We start from the raw sequence: 21,121 nt of genomic DNA, 5'->3' as shown, positions 1-21,121 counted from the left end.
AATGAAAACGCTGCTGATCATTGACTCCGGTCTCGGACAGGCCCGCGCCTATATGGCGAAGACCTTGCTGGGCGCGGCGGCACAAAAAGCACATCTGGACATTATCGATAATCCAGGCGATGCAGAACTGGCCATTGTACTGGGTGACAAAATCCCGGCTGACAGTGCGCTGAACGGCAAAAAAGTGTGGCTGGGCGATATTAATCGCGCGGTGGCACATCCGGAACTGTTCCTGAGCGAAGCGAAAGGTCACGCGTCCGTCTACAGCGCACCTGTCGCGACGGCACCGGCTGCGGCTGCGGGTCCGAAACGCGTTGTTGCGGTGACGGCCTGCCCGACGGGCGTGGCTCACACCTTTATGGCAGCTGAAGCCATTGAAACCGAAGCGAAAAAACGCGGCTGGTGGGTAAAAGTTGAAACGCGTGGCTCCGTCGGTGCCGGCAACGCTATTACCCCAGAAGAAGTGGCTGAGGCCGATCTGGTGATCGTGGCGGCGGATATCGAAGTGGACCTGGCGAAATTTGCCGGTAAGCCAATGTACCGTACGTCTACCGGCCTGGCGCTGAAAAAGACCGCGCAGGAGTTTGATAAAGCGCTGGTGGAAGCGAAGCCGTATCAGGCAACCGGCGCGCGTCAAACCGCGACGGAAGGTAAGAAAGAGTCTGCAGGCGCATATCGCCATCTGTTGACCGGTGTGTCTTACATGCTGCCGATGGTGGTTGCGGGCGGTCTGTGTATTGCCCTCTCGTTCGCATTTGGTATTACCGCGTTTAAAGAGCAAGGCACGCTGGCCGCTGCGTTAATGCAGATTGGCGGCGGATCCGCGTTCGCACTGATGGTCCCCGTTCTGGCCGGCTTTATTGCCTTCTCCATCGCTGACCGTCCTGGCCTGACGCCGGGCCTTATCGGCGGTATGCTTGCCGTGAGCACCGGTTCCGGCTTTATCGGCGGGATTATCGCGGGCTTCCTGGCCGGTTACGTCGCGAAGCTCATCAGCTCGAAGCTCAAGCTGCCGCAGAGTATGGAAGCGCTGAAGCCGATTCTGATCATCCCGCTGATTTCCAGCCTGGTGGTCGGTCTGGCGATGATTTACCTGATTGGTAAGCCGGTTGCGGGCATCCTGGCGGGTCTGACCCACTGGCTGCAAACCATGGGTACCGCGAACGCCGTTCTGCTGGGTGCAATCCTCGGCGGCATGATGTGTACCGACATGGGTGGTCCGGTGAACAAAGCGGCGTACGCCTTTGGTGTTGGCCTGCTGAGTACCCAGACCTACGCGCCAATGGCAGCGATCATGGCGGCAGGCATGGTGCCTCCTCTGGCGCTCGGCCTGGCGACGATTATTGCCCGTCGTAAGTTCGATAAAGCACAGCAGGAAGGCGGCAAAGCGGCGCTGGTTCTGGGCTTGTGCTTCATTACCGAAGGCGCGATTCCGTTCGCGGCCCGTGACCCAATGCGCGTACTACCGTGCTGTATCGCAGGTGGTGCGGTAACGGGTGCAATCTCCATGGCGATTGGCGCGAAGCTGATGGCACCACACGGCGGTCTGTTCGTGCTGCTGATCCCTGGGGCCATCACCCCGGTGCTGGGCTACCTGCTGGCCATCGTTGCCGGTACGCTGGTGGCGGGTCTCTCTTACGCAGTGCTGAAACGTCCGGAAGCGGAAGTTGTGGCAAAAGCAGCGTAAACGATAAACAACAAAAAAGCCGGGTTGCATTATGCACCCGGCTTTTTTTATGCCGCCTGTTCAGCGGTTTGCTGTGCCTTCAGCCAGGCAATCTCTTCTGCCCAGATGTCCGGATTAATGGTTTCCAGCACCATCGGAATACCGTCGAAGCGGGCGTCCTGCATAATGAAGCGGAACGCATCGTGGCCAATGTTGCCTTCGCCCAGGCTGTGGTGGCGGTCAACGCGGCTGCCAAAGGCGCTTTTCGCATCGTTCAGGTGCATGCCGCGCAGGTACTTAAAGCCCACAATGCGCTCGAACTCATCAAACGTGTTTTTCGTTGCCTCGGTGGTGCGCAGGTCATACCCGGCGGCAAACGCGTGGCAGGTATCAATGCACACGCCAACGCGGGATTTATCCTCCACGCCGTCGATGATCGCCGTCAGATGTTCGAACCTGAAGCCGAGGTTGCTGCCCTGACCGGCGGTATTCTCAATCACCGCGGTGACGCCTTTGGTCTTGTCCAGCGTGATGTTAATGGACTCGGCAATACGCGCCAGGCAGGCATCTTCATCGATTTGCATCAGATGGCTACCCGGATGGAAGTTCAGCAGCGTCAGCCCCAGCTGTTCGCAGCGCTGTACTTCATCAAGAAACGCCTCGCGGGATTTTTCCAGCGCCTCTTCAACCGGGTGACCGAGGTTGATCAGGTAGCTGTCGTGGGGAAGGATCTGGCCTGGCCCGTAGTGATACTTCTCACAGGCGGCTTTGAAATCATCAATCACGTCAGCGGTGAGCGGCGCGGCGCGCCACTGGCGCTGGTTTTTGGTGAACAGGGCGAAAGCGGTCGCCTCGATTTCGGCGGCGCGAATGGCGGCATTCGCAAGGCCACCTGCAGCGCTGACGTGCGCTCCAACATATTTCATAAAAAAACTCCTGCTAACCCGAAACGCTTATGATAGCGGGTTAGCAGGAGAAGGACGAGATGGTTTATGCCATCAGGCTGTGCACCACGAGGTTAATCGCACCGCCGCCGACAATCAGCCAGATAAAGAGCACCAGCGCCATCAGCAGCGGTTTGGCCCCGGCTTTTTTCAGCGCGCTAACGTGTGTGGTGACCCCCAGCGCCGCCATGGCCATCGCCAGCAGCACGGTATCCAGCGTCACTAGCATATCCACTACCGCTTTCGGCAGCAGGTGGAAGGAGTTAAAGATAGCGACCACGATGAACAGGATCGCAAACCACGGAATGGTTATTTTGCTTTTCTCGCTGCCGCCTGCCGGCGCCAGCTGCTTAACCCGCGCCGCGAGGAAAATCAGGAACGGTGCCAGCATCATCACGCGCAGCATTTTGGCAATCACCGCCGCGTTTTCAGCTTCCGGGTTAATGGCATGTCCTGCCGCCACCACCTGAGCCACTTCGTGCATGGTCGAACCGATGTAGATGCCGTAGGTTTCCGGGCTAAACCAGTGGGCCACCAGCGGATACATCGCCGGGTAGAGGAAGATCGCCAGCGTACCGAAGATCACCACCGTCGCCACCGCCACCGTCACCTTGCTGGCTTCGGCTTTAACGACGGGCTCTGTTGCCAGCACCGCCGCCGCCCCACAGATACTGCTCCCGGCACCGATCAGCCAGCTGGTTTGCTTATCCAGGCCAAAGACTTTCTGGCCGATAAAGCAGGCCAGCAAAAAGGTGCTGGTCAGGGTCAGGACGTCGATAGCGATTCCGCTCACGCCCACGTCCGCAATCTGCGAAAAGGTGAGACGGAAGCCGTAAAGGATGATCCCGAGACGCAGCAGGTGCTGTTTGGCAAAGATCACGCCGCCGTCGCAGGATTTCCAGATGTGCGGGTAAACGGTATTTCCCACGACCATGCCCAGCAAAATGGCCAGCGTCAACGCGCTAAAACCTGCGCCTGCGATAGCCGGGATGCTGCCACCCCATAGCGCTACGGCGGTCACTGCTGCGCTAAGCGCGAGGCCCGGCACGAAGTGCCACACTGTACGATGATGTTGTAAGGTGATTTCTGACATAACCTTCTCCTTTGTCTGGCTAAAGGTTACGGCGCTCTGGCTTAAAAATAAAATTGATTATATACTTATAATCAATCTATATAAGTGGTAAGTAACCATGCACATTACATTGCGTCAGCTGGAAGTGTTTGCCGAGGTGCTAAAAAGCGGCTCGACGACCCAGGCGTCACAAATGCTGGCGCTCTCGCAGTCTGCGGTCAGCGCGGCGCTGACCGATCTTGAAGGACAGCTGGGCGTGCAGCTGTTCGACAGGGTAGGGAAGCGTCTGGTGGTCAACGAGCACGGTCGTCTTCTTTATCCGCGGGCGCTGGCGCTGCTGGAGCAGGCTATCGAAATCGAACAGCTGTTCCGCGAAGACAACGGCGCGATCCGCGTCTATGCCAGCAGCACCATTGGGAACTACATCCTGCCGGAAGTGATTGCCCGCTACCGCCGGGATTTCCCGACCCTGCCGCTGGAGATGAGCGTGGGTAACAGCCAGGACGTTATCAACGCGGTAATTGATTTTCGCGTGGATATCGGCCTCATCGAAGGACCCTGCCATAACGTCGATATCATTGCCGAGCCCTGGCTGGAAGATGAGCTGGTGGTGTTTGCGTCCCCGGCCTCGTCGTTATTGCAGGGCGAGGTGACGCTGGAGCGCCTGGCGCAGGCGCAGTGGATCCTGCGCGAGCAGGGCTCCGGCACGCGTGAAATTGTCGATTATCTGCTGCTTTCCCATCTGCCGCATTTCCAGTTAGGGATGGAGCTTGGGAACTCTGAGGCTATCAAGCACGCGGTGCGTCATGGCCTGGGGATCAGCTGTCTTTCCCGGCGCGTCATTGCCGAACAGCTTGAGACGGGGTCGCTGGTTGAAATCCCGGTTCCGTTGCCGAAACTGGTGCGTACCCTGTGGTGCATCCATCATCGTCAGAAACACCTTTCCAGCTCTCTGCAGCGTTTTCTGCGCTACTGCGCCATTTAACGTTTCCCGGTGGCGCTTCGCTTACCGGGGCTACGCGCGCCTGTCACCCTACATTTTTATGCTTTACTTATAATCCTGGCCGAGTCATGAAGCTCTCTTATAACTGAGTATTTCTGCCGGAAGGAACGCGGATCGTCTGCTACAATCGCGCCTCATTTATTGAATGGACAGCATTTTCATATGGTTTCAGAAATTAAAACCACAGAAGCGCCCACGCTACGTCGTGAACTCAAGGCGCGTCACCTGACGATGATCGCCATTGGCGGCTCAATCGGTACAGGTCTTTTCGTTGCCTCTGGCGCAACGATTTCGGCAGCCGGCCCGGGTGGGGCACTCTTCTCTTATATCCTGATTGGCCTGATGGTGTACTTCCTGATGACCAGTCTCGGCGAACTGGCCGCGTACATGCCGGTATCCGGTTCGTTCTCGACCTACGGTCAAAAATACGTTGAAGAAGGCTTCGGCTTCGCGCTGGGCTGGAACTACTGGTACAACTGGGCGGTCACTATCGCCGTTGACCTTGTCGCCGCACAGCTGGTGATGAACTGGTGGTTCCCGGATACGCCGGGCTGGATCTGGAGCGCCCTGTTCCTGGCCGTCATCTTCCTGCTGAACTACATCTCCGTGCGCGGTTTCGGCGAAGCGGAATACTGGTTCTCTTTGATCAAAGTGGCAACCGTCATCATCTTTATCGTCGTCGGTGTGGCGATGATCGTTGGTATTTTCAAAGGCGCAGAACCTGCGGGCTGGAGTAACTGGGCGATAGGCGATGCGCCGTTTGCCGGTGGACTGTCGGCGATGATTGGCGTGGCGATGATTGTCGGCTTCTCCTTCCAGGGGACCGAGCTGATTGGTATCGCCGCCGGTGAGTCAGAGAACCCGGAGAAAAATATTCCGCGTGCGGTCCGTCAGGTCTTCTGGCGTATCCTGCTGTTCTATGTGTTCGCGATCCTGATTATCAGCCTGATCATCCCGTACACCGATCCAAGCCTGCTGCGTAATGACGTAAAAGACATTAGCGTCAGCCCGTTCACGCTGGTCTTCCAGCATGCCGGTCTGCTTTCAGCTGCGGCAGTGATGAACGCCGTTATCCTGACTGCTGTGCTTTCAGCCGGTAACTCCGGGATGTACGCGTCCACCCGTATGCTCTACACGCTGGCATGCGACGGTAAAGCACCGCGTATCTTCGCGAAGCTGTCCCGCGGCGGCGTACCGCGTAACGCGCTGTACGCCACAACGGTGATTGCCGGTCTGTGCTTCCTGACCTCCATGTTTGGCAACCAGACGGTGTACCTGTGGCTGCTTAACACGTCCGGGATGACGGGCTTTATTGCCTGGCTGGGGATAGCCATTAGCCACTACCGTTTCCGCCGTGGCTTCGTCAAGCAGGGTCACGATATTAACTCGCTGCCGTATCGCTCCGGCTTCTTCCCGCTGGGTCCCATTTTCGCCTTCATTCTGTGCCTGATCATTACGCTGGGACAGAACTATGAAGCGTTCCTGGCGGACACCATTGACTGGGGTGCCGTCACGGCGACCTACATTGGTATTCCGCTGTTCCTCTTCATCTGGTTTGGCTACAAGCTGATGAAAGGAACAAAATTCGTTCGCTACAGTGAAATGGAATTCCCGGAACGATTTAAACAATAACCGCACTTCCTCTCATTTTTAACCCGCTCCTTCGAGCGGGTTTTTTTATGCCCGCATCCTGAAACAAAGATATATTTCTTAACAATTTAATTGATAATAATTATCGTTTGCTTTATCGTTATCAAAAATAAGCGTGTCACCGACCCACCGCAGATGTGGGCGGCAGGGAAGACGCTGTGAGCAATGATGATTTGATTTAGTTGTATTTACCTCATGGAGATATGGAATGTTTAGGTTGAATCCCTTCGTCAGGGGAGGACTTTGTGCGTCCGCAATGTCCCTGGCCCTGCCTGTTATCGCAGCGGAATCCGGCGACACAATGGTTGTAACGGCCTCCGCGACCGAGCAAAACCTGAAAGACGCACCGGCAAGCATCAGCGTGATTACCCAGGAAGATTTGCAGCGCAAACCCGTTCAGAATCTGAAAGATGTGTTACGGGAGGTGCCGGGCGTTCAGCTCACGAGCGAAGGGGACAACCGTAAAGGGGTAAGTATTCGTGGACTGGACAGCAGCTATACGCTGATCCTGATCGACGGCAAGCGCGTTAACTCGCGTAACGCGGTATTCCGCCATAATGATTTCGACCTCAACTGGGTGCCGGTTGACGCCATCGAACGAATCGAAGTGGTGCGCGGACCGATGTCTTCTCTGTACGGTTCCGATGCGCTGGGCGGCGTGGTGAACATTATCACCAAAAAAATCGGCCAGAAATGGACGGGCACCCTGAGCGCCGATTCCACGATTCAGGAACACCGCGACCGTGGAGACACGTATAACGGCCAGTTCTATACCAGCGGTCCGCTGGTGGACGGCCTGCTGGGGCTGAAAGCCTACGGTAGCCTCGCGAAGCGTGAGAAAGACGGTCAGCAGAAATCCTCCACCACGGCGAGCGGTGAAACGCCGCGCATTGAAGGCTTCACCAGCCGCGATGCGAATGTGGAGTTCGCCTGGACACCGTCTGAAAATCACGACTTTACGGCGGGCTACGGTTTCGACCGTCAGGATCGCGACTCGGATTCCCTCGACAAAAACCGCCTTGAGCGTCAGAACTACTCTCTCAGCCACAACGGTCGTTGGGGCGTCGGCAACAGCGAACTGAAGGTTTACGGCGAAAAGGTGGATAACAAAAACCCGGGCAACAGCAATCCGATCACCTCCGAGAGCAACGCGGTGGACGGAAAATACGTGCTGCCGCTGGGCGAAATCAACCAGCTGCTGACCTTCGGCGGCGAATGGCGCCACGATAAGCTGAAAGATCCGGTCAACCTGACGGGCGGTTCCAGCAGCAGTACGTCGACAAGCCAGTATGCCCTGTTCCTTGAGGACGAGTGGCGTATCTTTGAACCTCTGGCGCTGACCACCGGCATCCGTATGGACGACCATGATACCTACGGCGATCACTGGAGTCCGCGAGCCTATCTGGTCTATAACGCGACCGATACCGTAACGGTGAAAGGGGGCTGGGCCACCGCGTTTAAAGCGCCGTCGCTGCTGCAGCTGAGCCCGGACTGGGTCACCGGCTCGTGTCGCGGTGCCTGTGAGATTGTCGGTAACCCGGATCTGAAACCGGAAACCAGCGAGAGCTTCGAATTCGGTCTCTACTACAGCGGGGAAGAGGGCTGGTTAGAGGGCGTGCAGGCCAGCGTCACCACCTTCCAGAATAATGTGGATGACCGCATCAGCATCAGCCGTACGGCCAATGCGAAACAGGCCCAGGGCTACCCTAACTACGTTGGACTGAATGCGGACGGTGAACCGATTTTCCGCTACTACAACGTTAACAAGGCGCGCATCCGCGGGGTGGAGACCGAGCTGAAAGTCCCGCTGGCGGACGACTGGAAGGTGACCCTGAACTACACCTATAACGACGGTCGTGATATCAGCAACGGCGGCAACAAGCCGCTGTCGGATCTGCCGTTCCATACCGCCAACGGAACCGTTGACTGGAAGGCAACGCAGGATTGGTCGTTCTACGTTCAGGGCAACTACACCGGTGAGAAACGCGCGCTGACCAGCAGTGAACCAACGCCGGGTGGCTACGTGATCTGGAATACCGGTGCGGCATGGCAGGTAACGAAAGCCGTTAAGCTGCGCGCGGGCGTGCAGAACCTGCTGGATAAAGATCTGAGCCGTGACGATTACAGCTATACGGAAGATGGCCGTCGTTACTTTGTCGGTGTGGATTATAAGTTCTGATGTAACCTTTATGCCCGGTGGCGCTTCGCTTACCGGGCCTACAAAAACCACGAATGTAGGCCGGGTAAGGCGAAGCCGCCACCCGGCAATCATCGGCACTTACGCGAACAAATGCTCCGCATGGAAGCGGAGATGATCCTCAATAAAGGACGCGATAAAGTAATAGCTGTGGTCGTATCCCGGCTGAATGCGCAGCGTCAGCGGCCAGTCCTTCTGGCGTGCCGCTTCTGCCAGCACCGCAGGCTGTAGCTGCCCGGCGAGGAACTGATCCGCATCGCCCTGATCGATAAGCATCGGGATCGCATTTGCCGAGCTGCTGGCCAGCATCAGCGCACAGCTGTCCCATTCCTGCCAATTCGCTTCATCTTCACCCAGATAGTTCGTGAAGGCTTTCTGCCCCCACGGCACCTGCGTTGGGTTCACAATTGGCGCAAATGCCGACACGCTGACGTATTTTCCCGGATTTTTTAGCGCCATGATTAGCGCCCCGTGCCCGCCCATGGAGTGTCCACTGATGGCGCAGCGGTCGCTTACCGCAAACCCGGACTGAATCAGAGCGGGCAGCTCGTCGCGAATGTAATCATACATGCGGTAGTGGCGCGCCCAGGGCTGCTCGGTTGCATTCAGATAAAACCCGGCGCCTTTGCCCAGGTCGTATCCTGCATCGTCGGCCACATCATCGCCACGCGGGCTGGTATCAGGCATCACCAGCGCAATGCCCAGCTCGGCGGCAAGTCGCTGCGCGCCCGCTTTGGTGGTGAAATTTTCGTCGTTGCAGGTCAGGCCTGAAAGCCAGAACAGAACCGGCGGATTTTCCGTCGGCGGCAGGAAAATGCTGAACGTCATCGCACAGTTCAGGACGGTGGAGTCATGCCGCCAGCGCTGCTGCCGACCTTCAAAACAACGGTGCTCTTCGAGCAGTTCCATGCAGGGCTCCTTAATGAGAATGCGTATTCATAAAAACCATAATACAGCCTTTTCATTGACCTGTGAGTAACTTTCACTTTCGCCAGACGGCGAGATGCTGCATCATAAATTTACTTTTCTTTAACAATTGGAGCCGTCATGGCGCTGCGTATTGCGCTCAGTGGGTTTGTTGTTCTGGTGGTGGCGATGGGGATAGGGCGCTTTGCCTTTACGCCTCAGGTGCCGCTCATGATTGCTGCCGGGCAGCTTACGCTGACCAGCGCGGGTCTGGTCGCGGCGATGAACTATCTGGGCTATCTGGTGGGCGCATGGGATGCCATGCGCGCGCACCGCTTTGTGGAAACGCGCCTCTGGCTTGGCATTACCGGCGCGGTTGCGCTGACGCTGCTCTCCGCGGCGGCGGATAACGCCGTCGTGCACGGCCTGCTGCGCTTCGTGATTGGCTGCATGAGCGGCTGGTCGATGGTTCTTATTGCCGCCTGGACCAACGAACGGCTGGGGCAGCTGGGTAAACCGGGCCTGAGCGCTGCGGTGTTTGCCGGACCGGGGGCGGGCATTGCCCTGAGCGGGCTGCTCGCCGTCTATATTCAGGCGAAATCCCTTTCGGCTGGGGCAGCATGGCAAATCTACGGCGTGCTGGCGCTGGTGCTGATTGCGCTGGTGGCGCGCTACCTTCCGCGATCCGGGCAGCTCCATCGCCCCGGCACCGCGCCGGAGCCGCTGGTGCTGACGGCGGATTTAAAGCGCCTGGTCTGGAGCTACAGCCTGGCCGGGTTTGGTTATATCCTCCCGGCGACATTCCTGTCGCAAATGGCGGCGGTGCGTTTTCCCGGCAGCCTGTTCGCCCAGTTTGTCTGGCCGATTTTTGGTATCGCCGCCGTGGTGGGCATTGCGCTCAGTATTCTTTTACGCCACACCTCAACGGCTAACCGCAGGTTGGCTATCGTGCTGTGGTTACAGGGGGCTGGCGTGCTGGCAGCCTGGCTGCTGCCGGGGATTGGCGGTTTGCTGACGGGCGGGCTGCTGGTGGGCGGCGGCTTTTTGTGTGCCGTGCAGCTCTCGCTTTTATACGGCCGCGAGCTGGCGCCAAACCACACGCGCTATATGGCAGGCCTGCTCACCACCGGGTATGCGATTGGGCAATTGATTGGCCCGATGACCTCGGCGTTATCAACCTGGCTTACCCACCGGCTGGAGCCCGCGCTGGGGCTGGCGGGCGTTGCGCTGTTCGTCGGTGGAGCCCTGGTCTGGAATCGTCGCGCTGAAAGGCAACAGCAATTGCAATAATTATCGTCGTGAATACTGGATTATGTGCGCCGCCTCACGCACAATGAGCGCATACTTTTGCCACAACGAGGGCAAAAGACGCCACACCTGCAGGAGAACAAAATGTCATCACTCAGTAAAGAAGCTGCCCTGGTCCACGAAGCCCTGGTTGCGCGCGGTCTTGAAACGCCACTGCGTCCGCCCGTACAGGATTTGGACAATGAAACCCGCAAGCGTCTGATTGCCGGTCATATGACCGAGATCATGGAGCTGCTGAATCTCGATCTGAGTGACGACAGTCTGATGGAGACGCCGCACCGCATCGCGAAAATGTACGTCGACGAAATTTTCTCCGGGCTGGATTACGCCAACTTCCCGAAAATCACCGTCATTGAAAACAAGATGAAAGTGGATGAGATGGTGACGGTACGCGATATCACGCTGACCAGCACCTGCGAACACCATTTTGTGACCATCGACGGTAAAGCGACCGTGGCGTATATCCCAAAAGATACGGTGATTGGCCTGTCGAAGATCAACCGCATCGTGCAGTTCTTTGCTCAGCGTCCGCAGGTGCAGGAGCGTCTGACGCAGCAGATCCTGACCGCGCTGCAAACGCTGCTGGGCACCAATAACGTAGCCGTCTCTATCGACGCGGTTCACTACTGCGTGAAGGCGCGCGGCGTGCGTGATGCGACCAGTGCAACGACCACCACGTCGCTGGGCGGCCTGTTTAAATCGAGCCAGAATACCCGCCAGGAGTTCCTGCGCGCCGTACGTCACCACAACTAAGTCTTACAGGGCAGGAACCATGGAGCGAAACGTCACGCTCGATTTTGTTCGCGGCGTCGCCATTCTCGGTATCCTGCTGCTTAATATCAGCGCCTTCGGCCTGCCGAAGGCGGCTTATCTCAATCCTGCCTGGTATGGCGACATCACGCGCAGTGATGCCTGGACCTGGGCTGTCCTCGATCTCTTCGCGCAGGTTAAATTCCTCACGCTGTTTGCCCTGCTGTTTGGCGCTGGTCTGCAACTCCTCCTCAAACGCGGTACGCGCTGGATCCAGTCGCGCCTGACGCTGCTGGTTCTCCTCGGCTTTATCCACGGCCTGTTCTTCTGGGACGGCGATATTCTTCTCGCGTATGGGTTAGTCGGGCTGATCTGCTGGCGTCTGATTCGCGATGCGCACAGCGTAAAAAGCCTGTTTAACACCGGCGTGATGCTCTATGTCATGGGGCTTGCCGTATTGCTGCTGCTGGGGATGATCTCCGGCGAGGCGACGAACCGTTCCTGGATCCCGGATGCCGCTAACCTGCAGTACGAACAGTACTGGAAGCTGAAGGGCGGTACGGAAGCGATAAGCAACCGCGCGGATATGCTGGGGGATAACCTCCTTGCGCTGGGCGCGCAATACGGCTGGCAGCTGGCGGGCATGATGCTGATGGGCGCGTCACTGATGCGCACCGGCTGGCTGAAAGGGGAGTTTAGCCTGCGTCACTATCGGCGAACGGGTGTCGGGCTGGTGCTGATCGGCGTGCTGATTAACCTCCCGGCCATAATCACGCAGTGGCACATCCACTGGGATTACCGCTGGTGCGCGTTCCTGCTCCAGGTGCCGCGCGAGCTGAGCGCACCGTTCCAGACCATCGGCTACGCGTCATTGATCTATGGATTCTGGCCAACGCTTTCCCGCCTGTGGATCGTCAGCGCTATCGCCTGCGTGGGCCGCATGGCGTTGAGCAATTACCTCCTGCAAACGCTGATATGCACCACGCTTTTCTATCGCTTTGGCCTGTTTATGAAATTCGACCGCCTCACGCTGCTGGCGTTTGTTATTCCGGTCTGGGTGATTAACCTGGCGTTTTCTGTTCTCTGGCTACGCTATTTCCGCCAGGGACCGCTGGAGTGGGTGTGGCGTCAGTTAACCGCACATGCTTCAGGGGTATCATTGAGGAACACATCCAGATAACGATCTGGATCACAATCATTAACAAAACGGATGTAAGCGTTTTCATGAGTGTGAGCTTCTTCACGTAGTCCCCTTTCTCTCGCTGCCAAAATAGCCACCTTGCTAAACACAGGGGGTGTCTGTGAGTTGCTGCAATCCTTTGAAGGATGGTGAATATGATCACCATTCGTGACGTCGCCCGTCAGGCGGGCGTTTCTGTGGCTACCGTCTCGCGCGTGCTGAACAATAGCGCGCTGGTCAGCCCTGAAACCCGTGAAACCGTAATGAAAGCCGTGACCCAGCTCGGGTACCGGCCAAATGCCAATGCGCAGGCGCTTGCGACGCAGGTCAGCGACACCATCGGCGTGGTGGTGATGGATGTATCAGATGCCTTTTTCGGCGCGCTGGTCAAAGCGGTCGACGTGGTCGCCCAGCAGCATCAGAAGTACGTCCTGATCGGCAATAGCTATCATGAGGCGGAAAAAGAGCGCCATGCCATCGAAGTGCTGATCCGCCAGCGCTGTAACGCCTTGATTGTACACTCAAAAGCCTTGAGCGATGAAGAGCTAACCGGCTTTATGGATCAGATCCCGGGCATGGTGTTGATCAACCGCATTGTCCCCGGCTATGCCCACCGCTGCGTCGGGCTGGATAACGTCAGCGGCGCGATGATGGCAACGAAAATGCTCATCAACAACGGGCATCAGCGGATCGGTTATCTGGCCTCCAGCCATCATATTGAAGATGACGACCTGCGGCGCGAGGGGTGGCAAAACGCCCTGAAAGAGCACGGCATTACGCCGTCAGAAAGCTGGACGGGCACCGGTACGCCGGACATGCAGGGCGGTGAGGCGGCAATGGTCGAGCTGCTGGGCCGCAACCTGCAGCTCTCTGCGGTGTTTGCCTACAACGACAGCATGGCGGCAGGCGCCCTGACGGCGCTGAAAGATAACGGCATTGCGGTGCCACAGCATTTATCACTCATTGGTTTTGATGATATTCCGATTGCCCGTTACACCGACCCGCAGCTGACCACGGTGCGCTACCCCATTGCTTCTATGGCGAAACTGGCGACTGAGCTGGCGTTACAGGGGGCTGCAGGGCTGCTGGATCCGGGCGCAACGCACTGTTTCATGCCGACTTTAGTGCGTCGGCACTCCGTCGCGGCCCGGCAAATTGTGGTTCCGATCACTAACTGATTACGTGAGGTGATGTAACCGTTTTCAATCTGTGAGTAAATTCACAGTATCTTAACAAGGCGCTGACTATGATGTCAGCGTTTTAGGGGCTGAAACGCTATGTAACGGTGATTATTCACTTTCACTATAGCCAATGTGCCGCAAACAACGAATAAAACGCATTTCTGGAGCGTTACCGAACACGGAAGATAGAAATTTTATAAGTGAACTTCGGCTGTCAGTAACGTTTTATTAACACCTGCCCGCCGATCGTTATTCACAAGAACTACCCTGCATAAAAAAAACCGGAGATACCATGAATAAGAAGGTGTTGACCCTGTCTGCCGTAATGGCAAGCATGCTTTTTGGTGCAGCAGCGCACGCTGCGGATACCCGTATTGGTGTGACCATCTATAAATACGACGACAACTTCATGTCTGTTGTGCGTAAAGCGATTGAGAAAGATGCGAAAGCAGCGCCAGACGTTCAGCTGCTGATGAACGACTCCCAGAACGACCAGTCCAAACAGAACGACCAGATCGACGTTCTGCTGGCGAAAGGCGTGAAAGCCCTGGCTATCAACCTGGTCGACCCGGCTGCAGCAGGCACGGTTATTGAAAAAGCGCGCGGCCAGAACGTGCCAATCGTCTTCTTCAACAAAGAACCTTCCCGTAAAGCGCTGGATAGCTACGACAAAGCGTATTACGTCGGTACCGACTCCAAAGAGTCCGGTATTATTCAGGGCGATCTGATCGCCAAACACTGGGCGGCGAACCCGAACTGGGACCTGAACAAAGACGGTCAGATTCAGTTCGTGCTGCTGAAAGGCGAACCCGGCCACCCGGATGCTGAAGCCCGTACCACTTACGTTATCAAAGAGCTGAACGACAAGGGTCTGAAAACCCAGCAGCTGGCGTTAGATACCGCGATGTGGGATACCGCTCAGGCGAAAGATAAGATGGACGCGTGGCTGTCCGGCCCTAACGCGAACAAAATCGAAGTGGTTATCGCCAACAACGATGCGATGGCAATGGGTGCGGTAGAAGCGCTGAAAGCACACAACAAATCCTCCATTCCTGTGTTCGGCGTAGATGCACTGCCTGAAGCGCTGGCGCTGGTTAAATCCGGTGCGATGGCCGGTACCGTTCTGAACGATGCCAACAACCAGGCGAAAGCCACCTTCGATCTGGCGAAAAACCTGGCCGATGGCAAAGGTGCGGCTGATGGCACCAGCTGGAAAATTGAAAACAAAATCGTTCGCGTACCTTACGTGGGCGTAGACCAGTCCAACCTGGCTGAGTTTATCGGTAAATAAGTTAGCGGTACTGTCTCCACTGGGCGCAATTCGTTGCGCCCTTTTATAACGCGATATGCGAGGCCAACAAGGTATAATTATGGTCAGCACAAATACTCAGTCATCCGGTGAATACCTGTTGGAAATGAGCGGTATCAACAAGTCATTTCCCGGCGTTAAGGCACTCGATAATGTTAATTTAAAAGTTCGTCCTCACTCTATTCATGCCCTGATGGGGGAGAACGGTGCGGGTAAATCAACATTATTAAAATGTCTTTTTGGGATCTATCAAAAAGATTCTGGCAGCATTCTTTTTCAGGGGAAAGAGATCGATTTCCATTCAGCGAAAGAAGCACTGGAAAACGGTATCTCGATGGTTCACCAGGAATTAAACCTGGTGCTGCAGCGTTCAGTCATGGATAACATGTGGTTGGGGCGTTATCCAACCAAGGGTGTCTTTGTCGATCAGGAAAAAATGTATCGCGACACCAAAGCGATTTTCGACGAGCTGGATATTGATATCGATCCGCGCGCCCGCGTGGGAACATTATCCGTCTCCCAGATGCAGATGATCGAAATCGCCAAAGCGTTCTCCTATGATGCGAAAATCGTCATCATGGACGAACCGACATCGTCATTAACGGAAAAAGAGGTTAATCACCTTTTTACCATTATTCGTAAGCTAAAAGATCGCGGCTGCGGCATTGTGTATATCTCCCACAAAATGGAAGAGATCTTCCAGCTGTGCGATGAGATCACCATCCTGCGCGACGGTCAGTGGATTGCCACGCAGCCGCTGGAAGGGCTGGACATGGACAAGATCATCGCCATGATGGTCGGCCGTTCCCTGAACCAGCGCTTCCCGGACAAAGAAAACAAGCCGGGCGAAGTGATCCTGGAAGTGCGCAATCTGACCTCGTTACGCCAGCCGTCTATTCGCGATGTCTCCTTCGACCTGCACAAGGGTGAAATCCTGGGGATTGCCGGTCTGGTCGGCGCAAAACGCACCGATATCGTGGAAACCCTGTTCGGTATCCGTGAAAAAGCTCAAGGCACCATTACGCTGCACGGAAAGAAAATCAATAACCACAACGCCAACGAAGCCATTAATAATGGTTTTGCGCTGGTGACGGAAGAGCGTCGTTCGACCGGTATTTATGCCTATCTGGATATTAACTTTAACTCGTTAATTTCTAACATTCGCAATTACAAAAACAAAGTCGGACTGCTGGATAACTCCCGCATGAAGAGCGATACCCAATGGGTTATTGACTCCATGCGCGTGAAAACGCCGGGACACCGCACCCAAATTGGTTCGCTTTCGGGCGGTAACCAGCAGAAAGTCATTATCGGACGTTGGTTATTAACCCAGCCAGAAATTCTGATGCTGGATGAACCGACCCGCGGTATTGACGTCGGCGCGAAGTTTGAAATTTATCAGCTGATTGCCGAGCTGGCGAAAAAGAATAAAGGGATCATTATTATTTCTTCCGAAATGCCGGAATTGTTAGGGATCACGGATCGTATTCTGGTTATGAGCAATGGTCTCGTTGCCGGTATTGTTGACACCAAAACGACAACGCAAAACGAAATTTTGCGTCTTGCGTCTTTGCACCTTTAAGATCAGGGGCTCCTCATGAGTGCGTTAAATAAAAAAAGTTTTCTCACTTACCTGAAAGAAGGCGGTATTTACGTTGTTCTTTTAGTACTGCTGGCTATCATCATTTTCCAGGACCCTACGTTCTTAAGCCTGCTGAACCTGAGTAACATTCTGACCCAGTCCTCCGTGCGTATTATCATTGCGCTGGGCGTGGCGGGCCTGATCGTAACCCAGGGGACGGACCTTTCTGCCGGTCGTCAGGTGGGTCTGGCGGCGGTTATCGCGGCAACCCTGCTGCAGTCAATGGAAAACGCCAACAAGGTCTTCCCGGAAATGGCCACCATGCCGATTTTCGTGGTGATCCTGATTGTCTGCGCCATCGGTGCGGTGATTGGTCTGATCAACGGTATCATTATCGCCTACCTGAACGTGACGCCGTTTATCACCACGCTGGGTACGATGATCATCGTTTACGGTATCAACTCCCTGTACTACGACTTTGTCGGTGCTTCCCCAATCTCGGGTTTTGACAGCGGCTTCTCGACCTTTACGCAAGGGTTCATCGCGCTGGGCAGCTTCCGCCTGTCGTATATCACCTTCTATGCGCTGATTGCGGTGGCCTTCGTCTGGATCCTGTGGAACAAAACGCGCTTTGGTAAAAACATCTTCGCTATCGGCGGTAACCCGGAAGCGGCGAAAGTTTCCGGCGTGAACGTTGCCCTGAACCTGCTCATCATTTATGCCCTGTCCGGCGTGTTCTACGCCTTCGGCGGGATGCTGGAAGCGGGCCGTATCGGCTCTGCAACCAACAACCTTGGCTTCATGTACGAGCTGGATGCGATCGCAGCCTGCGTGGTGGGCGGCGTCTCCTTCAGCGGCGGTGTGGGTACGGTACTGGGCGTGGTGACCGGTGTGATCATCTTCACCGTCATCAACTACGGGTTGACCTATATCGGCGTGAACCCGTACTGGCAGTACATCATCAAAGGCGCCATCATTATCTTCGCGGTTGCGCTGGATTCACTGAAGTACGCGCGCAAGAAGTAATTGCTCCTCGCGTTATCCGGCCCGCTCATCGAGCGGGCTTTTTTATGACTTATGCCAGCTGTAACTCCTCTCGGGTCACGATGCGCTCAAACCAGTCGAGTTCAGAGAGCTTGCAGGCGACCCACTGTTCGGAAAAGGCGTCGCCCAGGCTGTCGGTGAGGTACTGACAGCGGGCAAAGGTCTCAATCGCCTCCTGCTGAAACAGCGGCAGCTCGGGACGATCGTGCTGCGGTTCGGGCAAATCCTCCTCGTCGATGTTTTCCAGCCCGTACAGCATGCCGGTCAGGATAGTGGCTGCCACCAGATACGGATTGGCATCGGCCCCCGCCAGCCGGTATTCGATGCGACGGTTGTGGTCATCCGAGCAGGGAATACGCAAAGCGGCGGAACGGGTGTTATAGCCCCAGGAGTTAAATACGGGTTCCGTCAGGTTTTTACGCAGGCGACGAAACGCGTTAACGCCCGGCGCAAGAATGGCGACGGAGGCAGGCATCAGCGCCAGCTGCCCCGCGATGCACAAACGCATCATGCTGTTAAGCGCGTCCACCGGGGAAGCAAAAACGTTTTCGCCGTGACGATTGTTCAGGCTGAAATGGAAGTGCAGGCCGCTGCCGGACAGCTGGCTGAAAGGCTTAGCCATAAAGTTAGCCTGCAGGCCGTGCTTTTCGGCAACGTATCGGGTCAAGCGACGAAGCGCCAGCACGTTATCGCAAACCTCAACGACGCGATGGCTGTGCTTCAGGTTTAATTCGTACTGTCCGGACTCGGCCTCCGCCACGATCCCGGACAGCGGGATGCGCTGCAGGTGCGCCAGCTGTTCCAGCTCGTCAAACAGCGCCGCGTGGGCTGTCGTAGTATCCATGTGAAAACAGCCCTGATTTTGCGGATCCCGATCGTCATGCCCCGTCAGATAGAATTCGATTTCCGGGGCAATCACCGGGAAGAGGCCGTGCTGGTGGAATCGGGCCAGCACGTTCTGCAGTATCACGCGCGGCTCAAGCGGGCAGGGGGTGTCGTCGCTGTCTTTCATCGTCAGCAGGATCTGCGCGTTGTGCTGCGGATCTTGCGGAGAGGGGCACAGGGAGCCAGCGACCGGAACGCAGAGTCGGTCCGGCTCATCATGCAGCGGGGCGGCGATTTTTCCTTTCTGATCCATCGAGTAGACCGAAAGGGGAAAATAACAGCCTTTTTCCAGGGTCAGCATGCTCTCCACCGACAGACGCTTGCCGCGCATCGTGCCGTTGATGTCGTTCAGGTAAACGTCTACATGTTTCGTCTGCGGGTAACGTTCCAGATAATCTGCCACTTCCACTGAAATGTTGTGCTGCAGGGCATCAATTTTTTCATCAAGCCAGAGACCGGAATTGAGTGCGCCAGGAAGTGATAAACCGGGAAAGTTAAAATACGGACGGAGACTTTTGAGGAAAAACGCATTCATTATCGAGTTCATAGTCATTCTTCAATGAAGCCGTAGCGGCAGTGAACTCAGCTTAAAAGAGCCGGCGTAAAGGGGGGATAAAAAGCGTCAGGCCCGGCGTAAAGAAAGTATAAAGGCGGTCCTGTTATTTCTCTTTTTTCTGCATATCAAGCAGCTGTTCGGGCGTGACGGCCGGGTAACCCTGCGCGTCTTCCGGTACTTCATGCATCGCCGGAATCGGCACCAGCGGGCCTAAAAAGCGCGGTTCGCGTTTGAAAATATACAGGTCTGCCAGCGCGCCAAAACGCGCGCCGAACTCGCGGACGCGCACGCTCAGCATATCTTTTGGCGACGGCACCGCGTAACACTGCGCCTGAATGCCCATATGCAGCGCGATAAACAGCGCGCGTTCGCAGTGGAAGCGCTGGGTGATGATGATGAAGTCGTTGGTGTCGAAGACTTTGCGCGTGCGCACGATGGAGTCCAGGGTGCGGAATCCGGCGTAGTCGAGCACGATATCGGCAGGGTCCACGCCCGCCGCAATCAGGTCCTTCCGCATCGTCACCGGTTCATTGTAGCTTTGCAGGGCGTTATCCCCGCTCAGCAGAAGGTAGTTTACCTTCCCGCTGTTGTAGGCGTTCAGCGCGCCCTGAATGCGGTAACGGTAATACTGGTTAATGACGCCGGTGCGGTAATACTTGGCGGTGCCGAGGACCACGCCAACCTGACGATAGGGCAGGTCCTGCAGGTCATCAAAGATGTAGGGGGCGGTTTTCCAGCTCATCCAGCGGTCGAGACCCAGCACGATCAACAGCAGTATGCCGACCAGGACAGACAGGCTGTAAAAAACGCGCTTTAACATGGAGATGGCTCGTTCGTGGATGAAATTTAACTCAGGCTACTTTACCCGCCTGGTTAGCGCAAGAAACAGCGACTCAACTGAGGGGTTTTTCAGCAAACTGGCGGGCATTTCTGCCCGCCGGAAGGATTACGCAAGCAGTACGCGGTCAATCGTCGTGCAACCTAACGCTTTAAGCGTCGCGGCGGTCGCATCCCACTGGATCAGCGGCGCATCGGCAATTTCTGCCAGGATAGCGCGCTGAATGTCCGGATAGTCATAGCCGTTCAGGCTGAGCAGGTTAAGCGCGCCCTGCAGCGGAGGCAGGGTTGGGTTAAACGCGGCATTTTCCGCGTAGCTGCCGCTAAAGATCCGGCCATCGCGGCACTGCAGCGCCACGCCGCTCGGGGATTTGCTGTACGGCGTGTGGCTTTTGTTCGCCGCGCGAATGGCCGCCTGGCTCAGATCATCGCCGGACAGGGCGTAACCGTGGTCCTGATCGTCCATCAGCAGCGTTTTGATCTCCAGATCTTTCGGGCCGAAGGCGTCAGGCAGATAATCCCCCAGCGTGTGCGGCGCGCGGCCCGGCAGGTTGATGCGCAGCTGCAGCCCGCTGTTCAGCTCGTTCATAAACTGACGGCAGTGGCCGCAAGGGGTGTAGTTAACGGTAATGGCGCTCAGGGCTTTTTCACCGCGCAGCCAGGCGTGGCTGATGGCGCTCTGCTCGGCGTGGACCGTTTGCTGCATGGTCGCGCCCAGGAACTCCATATTGCCGCCGAAGTACCAGGTGCCGCTGACGCCGCGCGCAATGGCCCCGACGTTAAAGTGGGAGAGATCGGCCCGCGCGCAGGCGGCAGCCAGAGGAAGCAGTGCGAAAGCCAGCGCGTCTTCGTCCAGCCCCGTTGCCTGTTTCAGCATCGTGACCTGCTCCGCGGTCAGCAGGGCGGGGAAGTGTGCATCTGCCAGAACGGGAGCCAGGGCTGACTGCAAATTCTCTGCAAGCTGGGCGAAAGCAGCTTGAAAACGTGGGTGCATGGCGTTTGCCTCATAAAGGTTAATGGATCGGTAGTTTACGGAGCCGTCAGGGCTTTA

At 56.4% G+C, this 21,121-nt stretch carries 17 protein-coding genes; 11 read left to right on the top strand and 6 right to left on the bottom strand.

The window, feature by feature from the left end; genetic code table 11:
- Nucleotide 1 precedes the first annotated feature (1 nt).
- On the top strand, nucleotides 2-1,687 hold the full coding sequence (fruA, locus tag P346_RS13600; RefSeq protein ID WP_032658984.1) for a PTS fructose transporter subunit IIBC: 1,686 nt from the start codon (nucleotides 2-4) through the stop codon (nucleotides 1,685-1,687).
- Nucleotides 1,688-1,734: 47 nt separating this feature from the next.
- On the opposite strand, the gene nfo is transcribed toward fruA, so the two are convergent.
- Both nfo and P346_RS13610 read right to left on the bottom strand, forming a co-directional pair.
- The gene (gene nfo / locus P346_RS13605; protein WP_032658981.1) at nucleotides 1,735-2,592 is read right to left on the bottom strand and encodes a deoxyribonuclease IV; all 858 of its coding nucleotides are present in this window, start codon (nucleotides 2,590-2,592) and stop codon (nucleotides 1,735-1,737) included.
- A gap of 64 nt (nucleotides 2,593-2,656) precedes the next feature.
- The gene (locus P346_RS13610) at nucleotides 2,657-3,703 is read right to left on the bottom strand and encodes a YeiH family protein (protein ID WP_032658979.1); all 1,047 of its coding nucleotides are present in this window, start codon (nucleotides 3,701-3,703) and stop codon (nucleotides 2,657-2,659) included.
- Between the two features lie 97 nt (nucleotides 3,704-3,800).
- Here P346_RS13610 and yieE point away from each other — a divergent pair, with 97 nt between their 5' ends.
- The 3 genes from yieE to cirA all read left to right on the top strand — a co-directional run bounded on the left by yieE (nucleotide 3,801) and on the right by cirA (nucleotide 8,514).
- Nucleotides 3,801-4,667, top strand: a complete 867-nt coding sequence (gene yieE / locus P346_RS13615; RefSeq protein WP_023312476.1) for a DNA-binding transcriptional regulator YeiE — start codon at nucleotides 3,801-3,803, stop codon at nucleotides 4,665-4,667.
- Between the two features lie 180 nt (nucleotides 4,668-4,847).
- Complete coding sequence (locus tag P346_RS13620; RefSeq protein WP_032658977.1) at nucleotides 4,848-6,317, top strand: amino acid permease; 1,470 nt, start codon at nucleotides 4,848-4,850, stop codon at nucleotides 6,315-6,317.
- Between the two features lie 226 nt (nucleotides 6,318-6,543).
- Nucleotides 6,544-8,514, top strand: a complete 1,971-nt coding sequence (gene cirA / locus P346_RS13625; protein ID WP_032658976.1) for a catecholate siderophore receptor CirA — start codon at nucleotides 6,544-6,546, stop codon at nucleotides 8,512-8,514.
- A 99-nt stretch (nucleotides 8,515-8,613) separates the two neighbouring features.
- Here cirA and fghA read toward each other — a convergent pair whose 3' ends face one another.
- The gene (gene fghA / locus P346_RS13630) at nucleotides 8,614-9,441 is read right to left on the bottom strand and encodes an S-formylglutathione hydrolase (RefSeq protein WP_032658974.1); all 828 of its coding nucleotides are present in this window, start codon (nucleotides 9,439-9,441) and stop codon (nucleotides 8,614-8,616) included.
- 138 nt (nucleotides 9,442-9,579) lie between these two features.
- Between fghA and P346_RS13635 the strand changes: the two genes are divergently transcribed.
- The 7 genes from P346_RS13635 to mglC all read left to right on the top strand — a co-directional run bounded on the left by P346_RS13635 (nucleotide 9,580) and on the right by mglC (nucleotide 17,774).
- Nucleotides 9,580-10,728, top strand: coding sequence for a YbfB/YjiJ family MFS transporter (locus P346_RS13635; RefSeq protein ID WP_032658970.1), 1,149 nt, complete (start codon nucleotides 9,580-9,582; stop codon nucleotides 10,726-10,728).
- A 102-nt stretch (nucleotides 10,729-10,830) separates the two neighbouring features.
- Nucleotides 10,831-11,499 (top strand): GTP cyclohydrolase I FolE, encoded by a 669-nt coding sequence (folE, locus tag P346_RS13640; RefSeq protein ID WP_023312471.1) that lies wholly within the window; start codon nucleotides 10,831-10,833, stop codon nucleotides 11,497-11,499.
- A 19-nt stretch (nucleotides 11,500-11,518) separates the two neighbouring features.
- Complete coding sequence (gene yeiB, locus P346_RS13645; RefSeq protein ID WP_032658966.1) at nucleotides 11,519-12,676, top strand: DUF418 domain-containing protein YeiB; 1,158 nt, start codon at nucleotides 11,519-11,521, stop codon at nucleotides 12,674-12,676.
- Nucleotides 12,677-12,831: 155 nt separating this feature from the next.
- Complete coding sequence (galS, locus tag P346_RS13650; RefSeq protein ID WP_032658964.1) at nucleotides 12,832-13,854, top strand: HTH-type transcriptional regulator GalS; 1,023 nt, start codon at nucleotides 12,832-12,834, stop codon at nucleotides 13,852-13,854.
- 295 nt (nucleotides 13,855-14,149) lie between these two features.
- Nucleotides 14,150-15,148, top strand: coding sequence for a galactose/glucose ABC transporter substrate-binding protein MglB (gene mglB, locus P346_RS13655; RefSeq protein ID WP_023312468.1), 999 nt, complete (start codon nucleotides 14,150-14,152; stop codon nucleotides 15,146-15,148).
- Nucleotides 15,149-15,227: 79 nt separating this feature from the next.
- Nucleotides 15,228-16,748, top strand: a complete 1,521-nt coding sequence (mglA, locus tag P346_RS13660) for a galactose/methyl galactoside ABC transporter ATP-binding protein MglA (protein ID WP_032658961.1) — start codon at nucleotides 15,228-15,230, stop codon at nucleotides 16,746-16,748.
- A gap of 15 nt (nucleotides 16,749-16,763) precedes the next feature.
- Nucleotides 16,764-17,774, top strand: a complete 1,011-nt coding sequence (gene mglC / locus P346_RS13665) for a galactose/methyl galactoside ABC transporter permease MglC (protein WP_008500921.1) — start codon at nucleotides 16,764-16,766, stop codon at nucleotides 17,772-17,774.
- Nucleotides 17,775-17,823: 49 nt separating this feature from the next.
- On the opposite strand, the gene P346_RS13670 is transcribed toward mglC, so the two are convergent.
- The 3 genes from P346_RS13670 to cdd form a co-directional block, all read right to left on the bottom strand.
- Nucleotides 17,824-19,212, bottom strand: a complete 1,389-nt coding sequence (locus P346_RS13670; protein WP_032658957.1) for a glutamine synthetase family protein — start codon at nucleotides 19,210-19,212, stop codon at nucleotides 17,824-17,826.
- Between the two features lie 124 nt (nucleotides 19,213-19,336).
- Nucleotides 19,337-20,053, bottom strand: a complete 717-nt coding sequence (gene sanA, locus P346_RS13675) for an outer membrane permeability protein SanA (RefSeq protein ID WP_008500918.1) — start codon at nucleotides 20,051-20,053, stop codon at nucleotides 19,337-19,339.
- A gap of 126 nt (nucleotides 20,054-20,179) precedes the next feature.
- Nucleotides 20,180-21,064, bottom strand: coding sequence for a cytidine deaminase (gene cdd, locus P346_RS13680; protein ID WP_023312465.1), 885 nt, complete (start codon nucleotides 21,062-21,064; stop codon nucleotides 20,180-20,182).
- Nucleotides 21,065-21,121: the final 57 nt, after the last annotated feature.

The sequence above is a fragment of the Enterobacter sp. DC1 genome, assembly GCF_000568075.1.
GTDB classification, from domain to species: domain Bacteria; phylum Pseudomonadota; class Gammaproteobacteria; order Enterobacterales; family Enterobacteriaceae; genus Enterobacter; species Enterobacter asburiae.
This window is presented reverse-complemented; position numbering and strand designations above follow the sequence as displayed.

Coding starts and splice junctions, on each gene's coding strand:
- fruA (WP_032658984.1), top strand. CDS start 2: ATGAAAACGCTGCTGATCATTGACTCCGGTCTCGGACAGGCCCGCGCC.
- nfo (WP_032658981.1), bottom strand. CDS start 2,592: ATGAAATATGTTGGAGCGCACGTCAGCGCTGCAGGTGGCCTTGCGAAT.
- P346_RS13610 (WP_032658979.1), bottom strand. CDS start 3,703: ATGTCAGAAATCACCTTACAACATCATCGTACAGTGTGGCACTTCGTG.
- yieE (WP_023312476.1), top strand. CDS start 3,801: ATGCACATTACATTGCGTCAGCTGGAAGTGTTTGCCGAGGTGCTAAAA.
- P346_RS13620 (WP_032658977.1), top strand. CDS start 4,848: ATGGTTTCAGAAATTAAAACCACAGAAGCGCCCACGCTACGTCGTGAA.
- cirA (WP_032658976.1), top strand. CDS start 6,544: ATGTTTAGGTTGAATCCCTTCGTCAGGGGAGGACTTTGTGCGTCCGCA.
- fghA (WP_032658974.1), bottom strand. CDS start 9,441: ATGGAACTGCTCGAAGAGCACCGTTGTTTTGAAGGTCGGCAGCAGCGC.
- P346_RS13635 (WP_032658970.1), top strand. CDS start 9,580: ATGGCGCTGCGTATTGCGCTCAGTGGGTTTGTTGTTCTGGTGGTGGCG.
- folE (WP_023312471.1), top strand. CDS start 10,831: ATGTCATCACTCAGTAAAGAAGCTGCCCTGGTCCACGAAGCCCTGGTT.
- yeiB (WP_032658966.1), top strand. CDS start 11,519: ATGGAGCGAAACGTCACGCTCGATTTTGTTCGCGGCGTCGCCATTCTC.
- galS (WP_032658964.1), top strand. CDS start 12,832: ATGATCACCATTCGTGACGTCGCCCGTCAGGCGGGCGTTTCTGTGGCT.
- mglB (WP_023312468.1), top strand. CDS start 14,150: ATGAATAAGAAGGTGTTGACCCTGTCTGCCGTAATGGCAAGCATGCTT.
- mglA (WP_032658961.1), top strand. CDS start 15,228: ATGGTCAGCACAAATACTCAGTCATCCGGTGAATACCTGTTGGAAATG.
- mglC (WP_008500921.1), top strand. CDS start 16,764: ATGAGTGCGTTAAATAAAAAAAGTTTTCTCACTTACCTGAAAGAAGGC.
- P346_RS13670 (WP_032658957.1), bottom strand. CDS start 19,212: ATGAATGCGTTTTTCCTCAAAAGTCTCCGTCCGTATTTTAACTTTCCC.
- sanA (WP_008500918.1), bottom strand. CDS start 20,053: ATGTTAAAGCGCGTTTTTTACAGCCTGTCTGTCCTGGTCGGCATACTG.
- cdd (WP_023312465.1), bottom strand. CDS start 21,064: ATGCACCCACGTTTTCAAGCTGCTTTCGCCCAGCTTGCAGAGAATTTG.